Annotated in this window: 15 protein-coding genes; 5 read left to right on the top strand and 10 right to left on the bottom strand. The window is 70.6% G+C overall.

The annotated features are described in order from the left end of the window. Positions 1-38 precede the first annotated feature (38 nt). A complete protein-coding gene (locus ACIQBL_RS01900) occupies positions 39-893 on the bottom strand; it encodes a bifunctional methylenetetrahydrofolate dehydrogenase/methenyltetrahydrofolate cyclohydrolase (protein WP_401935693.1) in 855 nt (284 codons plus the stop codon). A gap of 244 nt (positions 894-1,137) precedes the next feature. On the opposite strand from ACIQBL_RS01900, the gene ACIQBL_RS01895 reads away from it, so the two are divergent. Then, the gene (locus ACIQBL_RS01895) at positions 1,138-1,719 is read left to right on the top strand and encodes an RDD family protein (protein ID WP_401935692.1); all 582 of its coding nucleotides are present in this window, start codon (positions 1,138-1,140) and stop codon (positions 1,717-1,719) included. Between the two features lie 72 nt (positions 1,720-1,791). On the opposite strand, the gene ACIQBL_RS01890 is transcribed toward ACIQBL_RS01895, so the two are convergent. From ACIQBL_RS01890 to ACIQBL_RS01875, 4 genes are all read right to left on the bottom strand, one after another. After that, the gene (locus tag ACIQBL_RS01890) at positions 1,792-5,622 is read right to left on the bottom strand and encodes a tetratricopeptide repeat protein (protein ID WP_401935691.1); all 3,831 of its coding nucleotides are present in this window, start codon (positions 5,620-5,622) and stop codon (positions 1,792-1,794) included. 102 nt (positions 5,623-5,724) lie between these two features. Continuing rightward, positions 5,725-5,868, bottom strand: a complete 144-nt coding sequence (locus tag ACIQBL_RS01885; protein ID WP_401935690.1) for a hypothetical protein — start codon at positions 5,866-5,868, stop codon at positions 5,725-5,727. A 24-nt stretch (positions 5,869-5,892) separates the two neighbouring features. Further along, positions 5,893-6,096, bottom strand: a complete 204-nt coding sequence (locus tag ACIQBL_RS01880; protein ID WP_401935688.1) for a DUF397 domain-containing protein — start codon at positions 6,094-6,096, stop codon at positions 5,893-5,895. Continuing rightward, positions 6,077-6,928, bottom strand: coding sequence for a Scr1 family TA system antitoxin-like transcriptional regulator (locus ACIQBL_RS01875; protein WP_401935687.1), 852 nt, complete (start codon positions 6,926-6,928; stop codon positions 6,077-6,079). The genes ACIQBL_RS01880 and ACIQBL_RS01875 overlap by 20 nt, the downstream gene beginning before the upstream one ends. A gap of 130 nt (positions 6,929-7,058) precedes the next feature. Here ACIQBL_RS01875 and ACIQBL_RS01870 point away from each other — a divergent pair, with 130 nt between their 5' ends. Next, positions 7,059-7,268 (top strand): hypothetical protein, encoded by a 210-nt coding sequence (locus tag ACIQBL_RS01870; RefSeq protein ID WP_401935686.1) that lies wholly within the window; start codon positions 7,059-7,061, stop codon positions 7,266-7,268. Beyond that, positions 7,265-7,708, top strand: coding sequence for an ATP-binding protein (locus tag ACIQBL_RS01865; RefSeq protein ID WP_401935684.1), 444 nt, complete (start codon positions 7,265-7,267; stop codon positions 7,706-7,708). Before ACIQBL_RS01870 ends, ACIQBL_RS01865 begins: the two co-directional genes overlap by 4 nt. Here ACIQBL_RS01865 and purH read toward each other — a convergent pair. Together purH and purN are read right to left on the bottom strand one after the other, a co-directional pair. Then, positions 7,680-9,245, bottom strand: a complete 1,566-nt coding sequence (purH, locus tag ACIQBL_RS01860; RefSeq protein ID WP_401935683.1) for a bifunctional phosphoribosylaminoimidazolecarboxamide formyltransferase/IMP cyclohydrolase — start codon at positions 9,243-9,245, stop codon at positions 7,680-7,682. The two genes, ACIQBL_RS01865 and purH, sit on opposite strands and share 29 nt — an antisense overlap. Next, positions 9,242-9,871 carry a phosphoribosylglycinamide formyltransferase gene (gene purN, locus ACIQBL_RS01855; protein WP_043677052.1) on the bottom strand — a complete coding sequence of 210 codons (630 nt, stop codon included), beginning with the start codon at positions 9,869-9,871 and terminating at the stop codon, positions 9,242-9,244. The genes purH and purN overlap by 4 nt, the downstream gene beginning before the upstream one ends. Before the next feature lie 339 nt (positions 9,872-10,210). Between purN and ACIQBL_RS01850 the strand changes: the two genes are divergently transcribed. Continuing rightward, a complete protein-coding gene (locus tag ACIQBL_RS01850; protein WP_401935682.1) occupies positions 10,211-10,999 on the top strand; it encodes a hypothetical protein in 789 nt (262 codons plus the stop codon). 13 nt (positions 11,000-11,012) lie between these two features. Here ACIQBL_RS01850 and ACIQBL_RS01845 read toward each other — a convergent pair whose 3' ends face one another. Next, positions 11,013-12,881, bottom strand: coding sequence for a DUF6350 family protein (locus ACIQBL_RS01845; RefSeq protein ID WP_401935680.1), 1,869 nt, complete (start codon positions 12,879-12,881; stop codon positions 11,013-11,015). Positions 12,882-12,977: 96 nt separating this feature from the next. Between ACIQBL_RS01845 and ACIQBL_RS01840 the strand changes: the two genes are divergently transcribed. Continuing rightward, positions 12,978-14,090 (top strand): sigma factor-like helix-turn-helix DNA-binding protein, encoded by a 1,113-nt coding sequence (locus tag ACIQBL_RS01840; RefSeq protein ID WP_401935679.1) that lies wholly within the window; start codon positions 12,978-12,980, stop codon positions 14,088-14,090. Between the two features lie 264 nt (positions 14,091-14,354). Here the strand turns inward: ACIQBL_RS01840 and sucD are convergent, their stop codons facing one another. Beyond that, positions 14,355-15,239: a succinate--CoA ligase subunit alpha gene (gene sucD, locus ACIQBL_RS01835; RefSeq protein WP_019066811.1), complete on the bottom strand. Its 885-nt coding sequence runs from the start codon at positions 15,237-15,239 to the stop codon at positions 14,355-14,357. Positions 15,240-15,260: 21 nt separating this feature from the next. Further along, positions 15,261-16,439, bottom strand: coding sequence for an ADP-forming succinate--CoA ligase subunit beta (gene sucC / locus ACIQBL_RS01830; RefSeq protein ID WP_366316380.1), 1,179 nt, complete (start codon positions 16,437-16,439; stop codon positions 15,261-15,263). Positions 16,440-16,462 lie beyond the last annotated feature (23 nt).

Here is a 16,462-nt window from a genome sequence, read left to right as displayed (position 1 = left end):
CCTCACCACGGGCCTTGCTCTCAGGGCTCCCAGGGCGTTCAGTCGACACTACGCTCCGCCGCCTCGACCACGTTGACGAGCAGCTGGGCGCGGGTCATCGGGCCGACTCCGCCGGGGTTCGGGGAGATCCAGCCGGCGACCTCGGCGACGCCCGGGTGGACGTCGCCCACGATCTTGCCGTCGGCGTTCCGCGAGACGCCGACGTCGAGGACGGCGGCGCCGGGCTTCACGTCCTCGGGCCTGATCAGGTGGGCGGAACCGGCGGCGGCGACGATGATGTCCGCGCGCTTGAGGTGCGAGGAGAGGTCGCGGGTACCCGTGTGGCACTGGGTCACGGTCGCGTTCTCGCTGCGCCGGGTGAGGAGGAGGGGCATCGGGCGGCCGATGGTGACCCCGCGTCCGACGACCACGACCTCCGCGCCCTTGATCTCCACGCCGTAGCGGCGGAGGAGGGTCAGCACACCGTTGGGGGTGCAGGGCAGCGGGGCGGGCTCGTTGAGGACGAGACGGCCGAGGTTCATCGGGTGCAGGCCGTCGGCGTCCTTGTCCGGGTCCATCAGTTCCAGGATGCGGTTCTCGTCGATGCCCTTGGGGAGCGGCAGTTGGACGATGTAGCCGGTGCACGCCGGGTCCTCGTTGAGTTCCCGTACGACCGCCTCGATCTCCTCCTGGGAGGCGGTGGCGGGCAGTTGGCGCTGGATGGACGCGATGCCCACCTGCGCGCAGTCCCGGTGCTTGCCGGCGACGTACTTCTGGCTGCCGGGGTCGTCCCCGACCAGGATCGTGCCGAGGCCGGGCGTGACGCCCTTCTCCTTCAGCGCCGCCACGCGGGCGGTCAGGTCGGACTTGATCGCGGCTGCGGTGGCCTTGCCATCGAGAATCTGGGCGGTCATGACCCCATCCTCGCGGATGACGCCCTCATCGTTCCAATCCGGGTGCACTCCGGGTGTAACACCATGATCACTGATGTTGCACTTACACAACACCTATGGAATGCCGCTGGACAAAAACCAGCCGCGGCTAGAACGATGAACGCCGCAGTACTGCGGTAGGTGTTGGGGGGCAAACCGCTCGTCTTGTGACATACCTCCGCGCGATCCGCATCGTCCCCGCATTGCCGACGGAGGAATATCCGCCATGAGTTACGACCCGAACAACCCCTACGGGCAGCAGCCACCGCAGAACCCCCAGCCGGGCTACGGCCAGCCCCAGGGCCAGCCGGGCTACGGCTACCCGCAGGGCGCCCCCCAGGGCGTCCCGCCGCAGCAGGGCTACGGCTACCCGCAGCAGCCGGGTTACCCCGGTTACCCGCAGGCCGGCTACGGAGCGACCCCGCCGTACGCGAACTGGGGCCAGCGCTTCCTCGGCACGCTGGTCGACGGACTCGTCTTCCTGGTGCCGTACATCATCGTCATCGTCGGCCGCGGCAACGGACTGCTGCTGGCCATCGGGGGTCTCGCTCTGATCGGCCTCGCCATCTGGCAGCTGATCCAGGAAGGCCGCACCGGCCAGACCGTCGGCAAGAAGGCGCTGGGCATCCGCCTGGTACGCGAGAGCGACGGCCAGCCCCTCGGCGTCGGCATGGCGTTCGTCCGCCGCCTCGCCCACATCCTCGACTCCCTCGCCTGCTACATCGGCTGGCTGTGGCCGGCGTGGGACGCGAAGCGGCAGACGTTCGCGGACAAGGTGTGCGGTTCGATCGTGATCCGCACCCAGTAACTCACCGTCGCGGGACTTCCGCCGGGGCCGTGTCACCACCTGGTGACACGGCCCCGGGGCGTTTGCGCTCCGCTACTGGGCCAACGAGTCGCGCAGCTTGACCGCCGTGTCGGTCTCCGACGCGTAGACGCCCGGGTTCTGCGTGTTCAGTTCCTGGTACACGGTGACGGCCTGCTGGGCGGCCGCCAGGGCGTCGGCGCGGCGGTCGGCCGCCACCAGGACCACCGCCAGTCGGTACGCGCTTTGCGCGAGGAGCGGACGGTAGACGGGGTCGGCGGCGGCGAGCTTCTGGTAGATGTCGCGCGCTTCCCGCCACGCGTCCGCCGCGTCGCCGGGTCGGTCGTCGGCCTGCAGCCGGGCGCCGAGGTTGCCCAGCGCCCACGCCACGTCGGGCTCGTCAGCGAGCTGCCGGTACGTCTCCACCGCCTCGCGCGCCGGTGCCACCGACTCGTCGTGGCGCCCGGCCTGCTCCAGATAGAGGCCCAGGAACACCAAGGACATCGCCAACGCGGTCCGGTAGGCGGGGTCCCCGGCCGCCAGCGCGCGGTAGTCGTCCACCGTGTCCTGTTGCGCGTCCACCGCGTCGGCGGGTCGCCCCGCGGCGCGGTAGAGCGCCGCGAGGTTGCCCGACGCCCACGCCTCCTGCGCGGCGTCCCCGATCTCCCGGTACTTGGCAATGCCCTCCTGAACGGCCGCGATCGCCTCGTCGTCGCGGCCCGCCCGGGACAGATAGATCCCGAGCATCACCATCGTCTGGGCGAGATCGGCGCGGTATGCCTCGGACGCCTCGGCGAGTTGCCGGTACGCGTCGCGGGCCTGGGTCTGCACGGCGACGGCCTCGTCCTGTCGGCCGATGCCCGACAGGTCCGCGGCGCGCACCCGGAAGCCGTTCGCGAGGGTGTCCATGCCCGGATGGTCCGCGGGACTCGGCAGGTAGTCCGCGGTACGCCACAGGTAGACCGTGGTGGGTCCACTCTCCAGCGGCCGGGTGAGCAGGGTGCCGTCGGAGGGCCGGAACACCGCGAGTTCGGCCCTGCCGTCGCGGTCGTAGTCCGCGGGCACCGGGATGTCGCCGGCCTGCCCCCACGGCACGACGCGGGCGGGGCCGCCCGACGACGGCTCGATGTGCCAGGTCCCGTCCGCCGAGTTCCAGGTCGCGTTGTCGGGCCGCTGGTCACCGTCGTAGTCGGCGGCGACCGGCATGGCCGGGACGGCCTGGCCCGCCGTGGACGGCGGCGCGTAGAAGGCGTACCGGATCGTGACGTACAAAGCGGTCAGGCCGTCCAGGTTGAGATTGCCCTGCTTGGCGGACAGCGGTTCGATGCTGACCCGCCAGGTGGTCGCCGGGCTTCGGCCCCAGAAGGACTGCCGGGCGTCGGCGGGCGCGGGTGTGCCCGGGTCCCGCTTGTCGAACGTCGCCTCGACGACCGCGGAGAGCGGCCAGCCGTCGACCGTGCGCACGGTGCCGTCGCGCAGCCGGTTGACGGCCGCGCCCTCGTGTTCCACGTAGGCGACCACGGCCGGGTTGTCGCAGGTGGCGCCCACGAACGCCACGCTGACGCGCTCCACCTTCAACTCGGACCAGGCAGCCGGGAAGTTCTCCAGCGGCACGGTGAACGAAGCCGAACCGTTGGTGCGCAGCGCCGCCAGCACCTCGGGCGTGCTGATGGTCACGAACTGCGGCGCGTACTGGAGCGAGCGCTGGTAGTCGTCGTAGAACGCGCGCAGGGTGACCAATTCGGGCATCCGTGCCCAGGAGTCCAGGTACTCCCCCAGCAGCGGGATCACGCGGCTGTCGTCGCCGCGGGCCAGCGGCTGGTAGGTGTTCTCGACGTCGTCCGGGTGCAGGTAGCCGATGTCGAAGCTGAATTGGGGCGAGGTGTTGCTGCTGAGCGTGTACAGGTCGAGGGCGCGGTGCGCGTAGAACCCGAACCTGATGAGGACGTCCACATAGGCCTGGGTCTGGGCGATCAGTCTGCGGGAGATCTGGCTCAGCGCGCCGATGTCGGAGGCCCAGTCGACCTGGAGGTGGTGCAGGTTCTCCAGATCCGCCTTGTTCACCGCGATCTTGGCGTCGGCCGCCACGGCGAGCAGCGCCTTCTGGTTGACCTCCAGCAGTTGCAGCCCGCGCTGCCGCGTCAGGTCGAGCTGGCGGGCGATCAGGTCGCGTTCCCGGCTCTCCAGCTTGCCGTCGACCTTGGCCTGCGTGAGTTCGGAGATGGCGCGGCCGGCGTCGATGAACTTCTTGCTCTTGTTGACCAGTTCGGCGAGTCCGCCGACCTTGTCGGCGTCGTCGGGCTTCAGCTTGGGCTTGCCCGGGTCGCTCCAGTCCCACCAGCTGATCAGCTGGTCGCCATCGGCGTCCTTGCCGGTGTTCACGTCGAAGCCCTCCACGGCTCCGACGCCGGTCATCACGACGTTGGCGGCGGCGAGGAACGCCACGATGGTGGCCCCGCCCGTGGCGAACGCGCTGATCGCGGCGGCTGCGGCGGCCACCGCGATGGCCGCGCCGAGGAGCGGACCGAGATCGTTGCCGGGCGGCCATTCGAGGCGCTTGACGGCGATCTCCTCGCGCACCGCGGAGATCTGGGTCCGGGTTTCCTCCAACTGCTGGTCGATGACGTCCGCTTTGCCCTTGGCGCCCTCCAGGGCCAGCTTCGCGGCTTTCTCCTCCAGCGCCAGCACCCCGGCCATGTCGCTGATGTGGGCCATGTCGGCCGCCAGCCGGGCGCTCTTCTGCCCGGCGTCGACGACGCTCAGCAGCAGGTTCAGCGCGTTGTCGTACATGCTCTTGACCACGGCGTCGTAGTCGGTGACGACGCTCTCGAAGCGCGGGAAGTCCGGCAGGATCTCAAGGTTGTACGGCTGCCCGATCGGAGCCAGGTTGCTCGCGATGTAGCGCAGCATCTCGGCGGCGCGCGCCTGGTCCTGGAACAGGGTCAGGGCGCGGTCGAACTCGTGCGCGGCGGCGTCGCGGTAGCCGCGGCGGTCGGGCTTCCCCGGCGCGTACGCGCGGAAGAGGTACTCGCCCACGCTGGTGCGGTAGTCCGCCCAGTCGTGGGCGCGCATCCCGAGCCTCAGCCGGATCAGCGCCCACCAGTCGTCGACGGGGTGCGTCACGATGACGGGTTGCACGGAGGGGCCAGGACCGGGGCCGGGGGTACCCGGCGGCCCCGCCGGGCCAGGGTCGCCGAGCGGGGTCGGGCCGCCGCCGACCTTCCCGCCGCGGCCTCCCTCACCGGGCCGGCCCGCGCCTCCCGCGTCGCCGCCCGAACCGTCGGTGCTCAGCCCTGACGGGGTCACCGTGTCGATCAGGATCAGTGCGCCGGGCCCGCCGACCGCGCCGACGCCGCCTTGGCCTCCCGGGCCGCCATTGCCCGGCTCCGGCGGATCGTGGTCCGGCTTGTGCGGAGGTTCGGCTGCGTCGTAGCCGTGCCCGCCGGTGCCGCCCGGGCCGCCCGCTCCGCCGTGGCCACCCCGGGCGGTGATCCGCAGATCGGTGAGCGTCGCCGCGAGCACCCAGACCTGCGAAGCCGCGCCACCCGGCTGCCCGTTCCCGCCGAGGCCGCCGGCACCGCCGGTCTGTCCTTGCTGCCCCTGACCGTCCGCACCGGTCGCGCCCGGCCCTCCCCTGTTGCCCGGGACTCCACTGGCGTCCACCCCGCCGCCGTTGCCTCGGTAGTTCTCGGCGACCAGCACCAGCGGGTGCCCGGTCAGACCGGTGAGGACATACCCCGGGTCGTGCACGATCTCCCGGGCCACCAGCGCCAGTACGGCCCCCGCCGCCAACCCGCGGAACCCGACCTCCGCCCGGATCTCGCCCAGCAGCGCGTCGTTGACGTGGATGGTGTCGCGGACGTACGCCCAGTCGACAGCGATCTGTTCCCCGGAGGATGTCGCCATATGGCCCCCTTTGAGCAACCGTCGGATACTCGATGGTTGATCACAGCCGACCTGTTGGACCAGGGTTCGCTCAAGAACCGACTCGAATGGAGTAGCGCCCAGTCAGCGCGTGTAGTGCCGGGTGCGGCCGGTGTGGAACCAGCCGCCGCACAGGGCTTTCGCGGTGACCTCGGGCTGCGTCCAGTACCCCAGGCGGCTGTTCCGCGCGCCGAACTCCCCGTACGTCCAACGCCGGTCGCCGCCCACGAAGGCGACGTGCGAGGTGGACGGCTAGGCCACACCGGCCCAGTCGACGAACGGCGCCCACGCGGGAGCGCCGATGAAGAGCGCCGGACCGTGCGGGACCTTGGAGTCCCGGACAGGGACGACGCCGGGGAGATCGTCACGGACCTCGACGCATTCACCGCCGCTGCTGTTGCTGTAGCTGCTCTTGCGCCAAACAGCGGTGCTGAAGTCAGGCCCTGTGCTTGCCATTTCTGTGATCCTCCGCCGCTTGCTCGATCATGTCCAGGGACGTTTCCGGCGGTAGTGCCGTGGCCCTGAGCAGATCGTACGACCTGCGGTAGTCCTTCAGGAGGGCTGGATAGTCGATCAGTTGGCCACTGTGCAGGCCCTCCGTGTACACCACAGGCGGCGCGTCCGGGAAGGTCATGACCCGGATCATCCCCATCATCAGCGGGTAGGCCACCGTCGTTTCCGGGAGGATCTGCAAAACACCTTGATTGGAGCGGATCACATCCGAGATGTGCTCCAACTGCGCTGCCATCTCCTCGCTCGGCAGAAACGCCTTGCGGATCAGCTCCTCGCGCACGATCGCCCAGAACGCCGGGCGTTCCTCCCGCCCCCAGAGCTTCGCGCGCGCCATGCGAGCCGTGACCTGCTTGTCGACGATCTCGGGCGGGAGCCACGGACTACCGGTCCTGACAACCTTCAGGGCATACGCCTCCGTCTGCAACAACCCTGGAAGCAGCGCCGGCGCCCAGTCCTCGATCGACTCCGCGTGCTTCTCCAGCTCGACCACATCCGCGAAGTACTCCGCATGCCCCGACTGCTTCGCCTTCCGCGCGTCTTCACAACGCCGCTCGAAAAAGCCGTCCGTACCGAGCCGTTTGTCGACGTGCCTGGCGAGATCCAACGGCATCCGTCGCTCACCCCGCTCGATGAGGCTCAGAAACGGGATGCCAAAAAAACTTCCCTCCGCCAACTGTTCGAGCGTGAGGCCCGCCGCTTCCCTCTTGAAGCGCAACTCCGCGCCGTAAAAGGAAGGGACATTCGCCGACGCGTCGGTGTCCTTGCGTGGGGGCACAACTCACCACCGCCTTTTGCCAGTTCCCGGGTGCAACCCAAACCCCTGTCACGGTACGAGATTTCACGTCACCGTGTGAGTGATTCGTCACAGAGAGCACAGGGCAACACACAGCGAAAGGCTCACGGCAATGATCAGTCCCCACTCCCACGAGGCCAACAGCGAAGTGGCCGAACTCCAGGCGGCGTTGGCGGCGAACGGGATCACCCTGCCGTCCCTCGGCGTCGACCTGCCCTCGCTCGTCCAGACCTACGCCGCCCCCCTCGTCGAACTCGGCAACTGCAACCTCGACACCGCCCGCGCCCTCACCGCCGCCCTCCGCAAGGCGGCCGGCCGATGACTGTGCTCGCCCTGGAACTCCTCGCCGTCCCCAAGGCCGTACCGGAGGCCCGCCGTGCCGTACGGGAACACCTCGGCGTCCCGTGTCCCGAAGTCCAGCTCTGTGTCAGCGAGTTACTGACCAACGTGATCCGGCACCTCGGCGAGGGCACCCCGGTGACCCTGCGGGTGACCTGCGAGGGCGGCCGTACGCGCATCGCCGTCACCGACCCGGAGCCGTACGCCTGGCTCGTCGTGCGCGCGGCCGGGCCGGACGACGAGAACGGCCGGGGGCTGCTGCTGCTCGACGCGCTCGCCGTGCGCTGGGGCGTGGAACAGGGGCCGGAGGGCAAGACGGTGTGGTGCGAACTGCCACCGCCGTCCGAGCCTGCCCCGGCCCCTGCTCCAACTCCCGCTTCGATTCCCGCTGACCTCAGTGGAAGAAGTGCCGCGTCCCCGTGAAGTACATCGTGACGCCCGCCTTCTTCGCGGCCTCCACGACGAGTTCGTCACGGAGTGAACCGCCCGGCTGCACCACGGCCTTGACGCCCGCCTCGGTGAGGATCTCCAGGCCGTCGGGGAACGGGAAGAACGCGTCCGAGGCCGCGAACGAACCCTGGGCCCGCTCCTCGCCCGCCCGCTCGACGGCCAGCTTCGCGGAGTCCACCCGGTTGACCTGGCCCATGCCGACGCCGACCGAGGCGCCGTCCTTGGCGAGCAGGATCGCGTTGGACTTCACCGCGCGGCAGGCCTTCCAGGCGAAGGCGAGGTCGGCCAGGTCGGACGCGGACAGCGCCTCGCCCGTCGCCAGCGTCCAGTTGGCCGGGTCGTCGCCGTCGGCCTGGAGACGGTCGGTGACCTGGAGCAGCACGCCACCGTCGATGGGCTTCAGCTCGACCGCGTTCGACGGGCCACCCGGGGTCTTCAGCACGCGGATGTTCTTCTTCTTGGCGAGGATCTCCAGCGCGCCCTCCTCGTAGTCCGGCGCGACGATGACCTCGGTGAAGATCTCGGCGACCTGCTCGGCCAGCTCCTTGGACACCGGCCGGTTGACCGCGATCACCCCGCCGAACGCCGACAGCGGGTCGCACGCGTGCGCCTTGCGGTGCGCCTCGGCGACATCCGAACCGACCGCGATACCACAGGGGTTGGCGTGCTTGATGATCGCGACACAGGGCTCGGCGTAGTCGTACGCGGCCCGGCGCGCGGCATCCGTGTCCGTGTAGTTGTTGTACGACATCTCCTTGCCGTGCAACTGCTCGGCCTGGGCCAGGCCACCGCCGCTGCCGTCCACGTAGAGCGCGGCCGGCTGGTGCGGGTTCTCGCCGTAGCGAAGGGTGTTCTCCCGCTCCCAGGTGCCGCCGAGGAAGTCGGGGAACTGGGAGTCGTCCACGGGCGCGTACTCGCTCGCGAACCAGCTCGCCACCGCCACGTCGTACGACGCCGTGTGCTGGAACGCCTCCGCCGCGAGCCGCTTGCGGGTGTGGAGGTCGAAACCGCCGGTCTGCACGGCGTTCAGGACGTCGGCGTAGCGCGCCGGGCTGGTGACCACGGCGACCGACGGGTGGTTCTTGGCGGCGGCGCGGACCATCGACGGGCCGCCGATGTCGATCTGCTCGACGCACTCGTCGGGGGACGCGCCGGAGGCGACGGTCTCCCGGAACGGGTAGAGGTTGACGACCACCAGGTCGAAGGGGGCCACGCCCAGCTCGTCGAGCTGCTGACGGTGGCTCTCCAGGCGCAGGTCGGCGAGGATGCCCGCGTGGACCTTGGGGTGCAGGGTCTTGACCCGGCCGTCCAGGCACTCGGGGAAGCCGGTCAGCTCCTCGACCTTGGTGACGGGGACACCGGCGGCGGCGATCCTCGCGGCCGTGGACCCGGTGGAGACCAGCTCCACGCCGGCCTCGTGCAGGCCGCGCGCCAGCTCCTCCAGGCCGGTCTTGTCGTAGACGCTGACCAGCGCGCGACGGATGGCTCGCTTGTTGCTCTCGGCGGTCACTGGATAACTACCTTTCGTCCCTCGATGCGATAGCCGTTGCGGGCCAGCCGCCCCACGACATCGACGAGCAGCGTTCGCTCGACTTCCTTGATGCGCTCGTGCAGAGCGCTCTCGTCGTCCTCGTCCCGGATCTCCACCACGCCCTGAGCGATGATCGGTCCGGTGTCGACGCCGTCGTCGACGAAGTGGACGGTGCAGCCGGTGACCCTGGCGCCGTACGCGAGCGCGTCCCGTACGCCGTGGGCTCCCGGAAAACTGGGCAGCAGGGCGGGGTGCGTGTTCACGACCCGGCCGCCGAAGAGGGCGAGGAACTCCTTGCCCACGATCTTCATGAACCCGGCCGACACGATCAGGTCGGGCTCGTACGCGGCGGTCGCCGCAGCCAGGGCCGCGTCCCACTCCTCGCGGGTCGCGAAGTCCCTCACCTTGCACACGTAGGTGGGCAGCCCGGCACGCTCGGCGCGGGCCAGGCCCTCGATGCCCTCGCGGTCCGCGCCGACGGCCACGATCTCGGCTCCGTACGCCTCGCTGCCGACGGTCTCGATGGCGTCGAGGAGCGCCTGCAGATTCGTACCGGATCCGGAGACCAGCACGACGAGGCGCTTGGCCACGGGCTTGGCGGCCACGGCGGGGCCCTTTCTCGGGGGAGCGACTTCTCGTTCTACGGCCGACTCGTGCGTCCACTCGTGCGTTCATACGAATGCTTCGCGCCCCGGGATACGGGGAAGTCTACGAAGCGGCCGACCGTCAGCAACGATACCGGCACACCGGACAGCCCCCACGGGACGGGGGCGTGGCCGGAAGGTAGCGTCTGGGGAGAGCGGGTTCGGGAACGCCGTTGTCGTGCGAGGCGTTCACGGAGTGACGGCTCATGTCGGAGAGACGTATTCATCGAACCTGTCCATCGAACCTGTCCATCGAACGTATCCATCGAACGTATCCACCAAGGGGAAGACGCTCATTTGATGCCGGACCGCAGTCTGCGACTCCTCACGTTCCCCCCGCAGCCGGTGCAGGGAGGAGAGCGCCGCACCGTGCTGCTCCGGGAGCGGCCCTCGTCGCCGCCCGACGCGCCCTCGGAGGGAAAGGGCGGTGCGGGGCAGGACGACAATCCGTTCGCGCCGCCGCCGGAGGGCACGCCGGACCGGCCGTGGCAGCCGCGACGCCCGGAGGGCGGCGAAGGCGGCGACGCCCCGCAGGGTGACGGCGGTCGTTCGCCGTGGGGCAGTCACTGGAGCGACCAGCAGCCGGGGCGTTCCCCCGGCAACTTCGGCGAGCGGCCCGGCGGCCCTGGCGGACAGGGCGGTCCCGAGGGCCCCGGCGGCGGTGGTCCCGGCCAGGGCGGCATGCGCTGGGACCCGACGGACCCGGCCCAGCGCCGCGCCCGCTACTCCTTGCTGAGCGGCATGTGGGCCTTCTTCTTCGCCCTCTTCAGCTGGCCGTACGTGGCCCTGCTGCTCGGCGCGCTCGCCATCTACTGGGGCGGCAGCGCCCTGCGCGCCAAGTCCCGCCCCGCCGACCCGAACACCCCGGCCGTGCCCGACGCCCAGGCCCGCCCCCAGACGACGGCGGCGGTGAGCGGCCTGGTCACCGCGTCCCTGGCCATCGCCCTGGTCGCCGCGATGTTCGCCGCGCAGCTGGCCTACAGCGACTACTACACCTGCGCCAACGACGCCCTCACCAACGAGGCCAAGCAGTCCTGCAACCAGCTGCTGCCGAAGGATCTGCGGGGGTTGCTGGGTACCGCCAACTGACGCGCCTCATGGGTCACTTGACCTCCGGCGGGTCCGGGGATTCCTGTGGTTCGGGAGATTCCTCTGGTTCCGGCGGCGTGGACGCCTCCCTCAAGGCCGCCCAGCGGGCCTCGCGGGAGGCGTTGTCGTACCAGGGGGTCGGCGCGGGCTCCGCCGTCACGTCGACGGGCGGGAAGTCGTACGGGTCGAACGTCGAGTCGTGGTCGTAGGCGATGTACGGCTGGGCGACGGGCGACGGGACCGGGACGACGGGCTGCCGCGCCGCCTTCGGCCTGCGGGAGAACCAGCCCCGGCCGACCGCGAACGACATCCGGAACCGGCGTGCCGTAGGAGTCTCCGGCACCGGCGCCCCCGCGACCACGTCTTCCCGCGGCTTCCCGATGGTCGGCGTTCCGGTAATCGGCGTGCCGGTAATCGGCGTGCCGGTAATCGGCGTGCCGGTAATCGGCGTGCCGATAGTCGGCGTCCCGGTCGCCGGTGACGGCACCCGAGGTGTCCGCAGCCGCCACGCCCGCAGCCCCAGCGCCGTGGGCACCGCCACCACCGCGAGCCAGGCCAGCGCCGCGCCCCCGGTCTGCCACCACACCGGCCCGAACCGCGCGAGCGCGGCACCCCCGAGCGGCCCCCCGGACAACTCCGCGAGCAGAGCCAGCCCTACGGCACACAGGGCGGCGGCGAGCAGCGCGGTGGCGGCGGTGCGGCCCGGCGCCCAGGGGGCCGGCGTCGACTGTTGACGGAGTCCGGCACCGACCGCCCTCCGCTTCCTCTCCTCCGCCAACTCGCCCCCGCCATCGCCCCGTTGGCCCACCGCGACCCGCGCCACGAACCAGCCCGCCGTCACCCCGGCCGCCAGGGGGACCAGCCCCGCGAGCCAGTTCAGCGGGGTTCCGGTGCCCGCGTCCGGGACCGCCGCGAGCAGGGGGAACGGCGGGAGGAGGGGCGCCGGTGCCGAGGCGAGCGGGGCGACGGTGTGGCTGACGCCGAGGGCGAAGCCGGGACCGAGGCCGTAGGAGGCGGACCACACCGCCGCGTTGGGGATCAGCGCGAGGCAGAGCAGCAGGACGGCGAACCGGCCCGACATCCCCTCCGTCAGCTGGAGGAAGGACGTCCGGGCGGCGCCGCCGTGCCAGACCAGGGACGCGCCGAGCAGCACGGCACCACCCCCGACGAGCACGGCCGTACCGAGCCCGGCGGCACGTGCGGCGGTGCCGATGCGGGCCCGGGACTCGCGGGCCTCCGGGCCGAGGACGAGCCGTCGTAGCCCGGCCGGCAGCAGGATCAGCACACTCAGCACGGGTTCACGCGGGCGCCCGTACGCCGTCCACACCCCGGAACCGGCCGCGCCCGCGGCGAGCAGCGGGAGGCAGACCGCCGTCCAGCTCCAGGAGGGGGCGAGGTCACCGGCGGAGGCGTAGAGCGCGGCGGCGGTGCCGACGCCGAGGTAGCCGAGGGCGACGCCGGTCCAGGCGGTGCGGCCCGGGACCGGCGGGATCTCGGGGTCGTCCTCGCCGTCTCCCCCGCCCAGCACCGCGTCCCGCGCCGCCCGGTGCAGCAGCCACACCGGGAGGACGAGCAGGAGCAGCGGGGTGACACCCACGGGGGCGGGGACTCCGGAGAGCGTGTCGGAGCGGACCAGTTCGACGCCGTGCGCGAGGAGCCACAGGACGGCGGCCGTGTGCAGGGCGCCGCCGGGCCCGCTGTCCGGGTACGGCGAACTGATCCACAGCACCATCACCAGCACGGCGAACGACCCGAGCCCGAGCCCCGCCGCGACCGCACCACCCAAGAGGCTGGCGGCCAGTCCGGGGGATCGGTCGCGCATCCGGGTGAGCAGGGGCGACAACGACGGTCGGCGGTGGGTCATCGGCATCACGACCGCCATGCTCCCAACGACACGCGCTTTCTCGTCGTAACAGGCGATCCTCCGAAGTGTCGCTCAATATACATTTATGTACTTTTTCGTACGAAGGGGCGTCCGGTGACGCAGAACCCCGCAACCCCGCTCCCTCCCCCCAAGGAACGCCGACGCCTGCGCGAGACGGCGTCGCTGACGCAGGCTCAGGTCGCCGAGCGGATGGGCGTCAGCCGCGAGACGGTGCGCGCGTGGGAGACCGGCCGTACGACACCACGTGGCCGGAAAAGGGAGGCGTACGCGAAAATGCTCAACAGCCTGGACCAGGAAGCCCCGGTGACGGAGCCTCAGCCGGAGCGACCGGCCGAGGTGGTCGACACCCCCGCACCCGAGCCGGTACCTGTACCTTTACCTGTCGAGGAACCGGAACCGCCTCGCGTTCCCCTGACGCCCGCTCAGGCCTTCGACGCGCTCTACGCGTTCTGCGCACCCGCCCTCGTACGGCAGGCCTATCTGCTGACCGGGCGGCGTGAACTGGCGCGGGAGTCCGTCGAGCGGGCCTTCCAGGTCGCCTGGCAGCGCTGGCCCGAGGTGGCGGTCGACCGGGACCCGGCCGGCTGGGTGCGGGCGGTGGCGTACGAACACGCCCTCTCCCCCTGGCACCGCTTCCGCCCCAGACACCGCCACCCGGAACCCCCGCCCCCGGACTCCGCCGACCGCGCCCTGCTGACGGCACTCCTCAAACTCCCGCCGTCGTACCGCCGCACGCTCCTCCTCTACGACGGGGTCGGGCTCGGGCTCGCGGAGACCGCGGCGGAGACGGAGGCGAGCACGCCGGCCGCGGCGAACCGGCTGCTGCACGCGCGCGAGGCGCTTGCCGCGCGGTTGCCCGACCTGTCCGACCCGGCCGAGTTGCGCCGCCGGATGACCGAACTCGCCTCCACCGGGCGGCTGCACGCCGCCAAGCCGCCGGTGGTTCGTTTCGTGGGTGAACGCCGGACGGTGTTCTGGACCCGGGCGGCGATCGCGTTCACGGTGGCGATCATCGGGGCGACGACGTTCACGGTGAGGGTTGCGCCGACGCATTACGAGCCGCCGGTGCCGTTGGGGGAACGGGTGGAGGGGGTGCCGGCGCGGGTGGTGCAGGGTTCTTTGTCCGAGGAGGAGGTGCGGCTCCGGGATCGCTTGCGGACCGGGATGACGGCTGGGCCCGAAAGACTGCTTCCGTTGAGTCGTTAGGTGCGGCCCGGTGGGGGCTGGTCGCGCAGTTCCCCGCGCCCCTGAAAGACATGGGCTGGCCTACGTCTTTAAGGGAGGCGCTCTCCCCCGCCCCTTAAGAACGCAGGGCGACCGGTGTTTTTAGGGGCGCGGGGCTGTGTTGGATTTGCGGCTACCGCCGCGTGGGCGCGACCAGCCACAACGCACCCGCACCCGACCGACAACGCATCGGTGGGCCCGCTCCAACCCACGGAGCGAGCCCACCAACGTTCAGCTAGGTATCGATCAGCCGGCGAGGATCTCCCGCGCCAGCTTCGCCGTCTCGGTCGGCGTCTTGCCGACCTTGACGCCGGCGGCCTCAAGGGCCTCCTTCTTCGCCGCGGCCGTGCCGGAGGAACCGGAGACGATGGCACCGGCGTGGCCCATGGTCTTGCCCTCGGGCGCGGTGAAGCCCGCGACGTAACCGACGACCGGCTTCGTCACGTTCTTCGCGATGAAGTCCGCGGCCCGCTCCTCCGCGTCGCCGCCGATCTCACCGATCATGACGATCAGGTCGGTGTCGGGGTCGGCCTCGAACGCGGCGAGCGCGTCGATGTGCGTGGTGCCGATGACCGGGTCGCCACCGATGCCGACGGCGGACGAGAAGCCGATGTCACGCAGCTCGTACATCATCTGGTACGTCAGCGTGCCGGACTTCGAGACCAGGCCGATACGGCCCGGCTTGGTGATGTCGCCCGGGATGATGCCGGCGTTCGACTGACCGGGGGTGATCAGACCCGGGCAGTTCGGACCGATGATGCGCGTCTTGTTGCCCTTCGCGACCGCGTACGCGTAGAACGCGGCCGAGTCGTGGACGGCGATGCCCTCGGTGATGACGACCGCGAGCGGGATCTCGGCGTCGATCGCCTCGACGACGGCGGCCTTGGAGAAGGCCGGCGGTACGAAGAGGACGGATACGTTCGCGCCCGTCTTCTCGATCGCCTCGGCGACCGTGCCGAAGACCGGGATCTCGGTGCCGTCGACGTCGACGGACGTGCCGGCCTTACGGGGGTTGACGCCACCGACGATGTTGGTGCCGTCCGCCAGCATGAGCTTGGTGTGCTTCATGCCCGTGGAGCCGGTCATGCCCTGGACGATGACCTTGCTGTCCTTGGTGAGGAAGATAGCCATGGCTGTTTTGTCCCTCGTCCCTTACTTCGCAGCCGCGAGCTCGGCGGCCTTGTCGGCCGCGCCGTCCATGGTGTCCACGCGCTGGACCAGCGGGTGGTTGGCGTCGGAGAGGATCTTGCGACCCAGCTCGGCGTTGTTGCCGTCGAGGCGGACGACGAGGGGCTTGGTGACTTCCTCGCCCTTGTCCGCGAGCAGCTGCAGCGCCTGCACGATGCCGTTGGCGACCTCGTCGCACGCGGTGATGCCGCCGAAGACGTTGACGAAGACCGACTTGACGTCGGGGTCGCCCAGGATGATCTCCAGGCCGTTCGCCATCACGGCCGCGGACGCGCCGCCGCCGATGTCGAGGAAGTTGGCCGGCTTCACGCCGCCGTGGTTCTCACCGGCGTACGCGACGACGTCCAGGGTGCTCATGACGAGACCCGCGCCGTTGCCGATGATGCCGACCTCGCCGTCGAGCTTGACGTAGTTGAGGTTCTTCGCCTTGGCGGCGGCCTCAAGCGGGTTGGCGGAGTCGTGGTCGATCAGCGCCTCGTGCTCCGGCTGGCGGAACTCGGCGTTCTCGTCCAGCGAGACCTTGCCGTCGAGGGCGATGACACGGCCGTCGGCGACCTTCGCGAGGGGGTTGACCTCGACGAGGAGGGCGTCCTCCTTGACGAAGGTGTCCCACAGCGTCACCAGGATCTCGGCGACCTGCTCGGCCACGTCGGCCGGGAACTTCGCCTGCGCGACGATCTCGCGGGCCTTCTCGATGGAGACGCCTTCGTTGGCGTTGACCGGGACCTTCGCGAGCGCCTCGGGGTTCTCCTCCGCGACGACCTCGATCTCCACGCCGCCCTGGACGGACGCCATGGCGAGGAAGGTGCGGTTGGTGCGGTCGAGGAGGAAGGAGACGTAGTACTCCTCCACGATCTCGGGCGCGGTCTCGGCGATCATCACCTTGTGGACCGTGTGGCCCTTGATGTCCATGCCGAGGATGTCCGTCGCACGCGCGACGGCCTCGTCCGGGGTGGCGGCGAGCTTCACGCCACCGGCCTTGCCACGGCCGCCGACCTTCACCTGGGCCTTGACGACGGACTTGCCACCGAGCCGCTCGGTGGCTGCGCGGGCCGCCTCAGGCGTGTCGATGACTTCACCGGCCAGCACCGGTACATCGTGCTTGGCGAAGAGGTCCCTCGCCTGATACTCGAACAGGTCCACGCGCTTCCGTCCTCAGTGATATC

This window comes from Streptomyces sp. NPDC088350 (genome assembly GCF_044753545.1).
Lineage (GTDB): Bacteria > Actinomycetota > Actinomycetes > Streptomycetales > Streptomycetaceae > Streptomyces.
The sequence above is the reverse complement of the archived record's forward strand: the minus strand, read 5'-3'. Positions and strand labels throughout refer to the sequence as shown.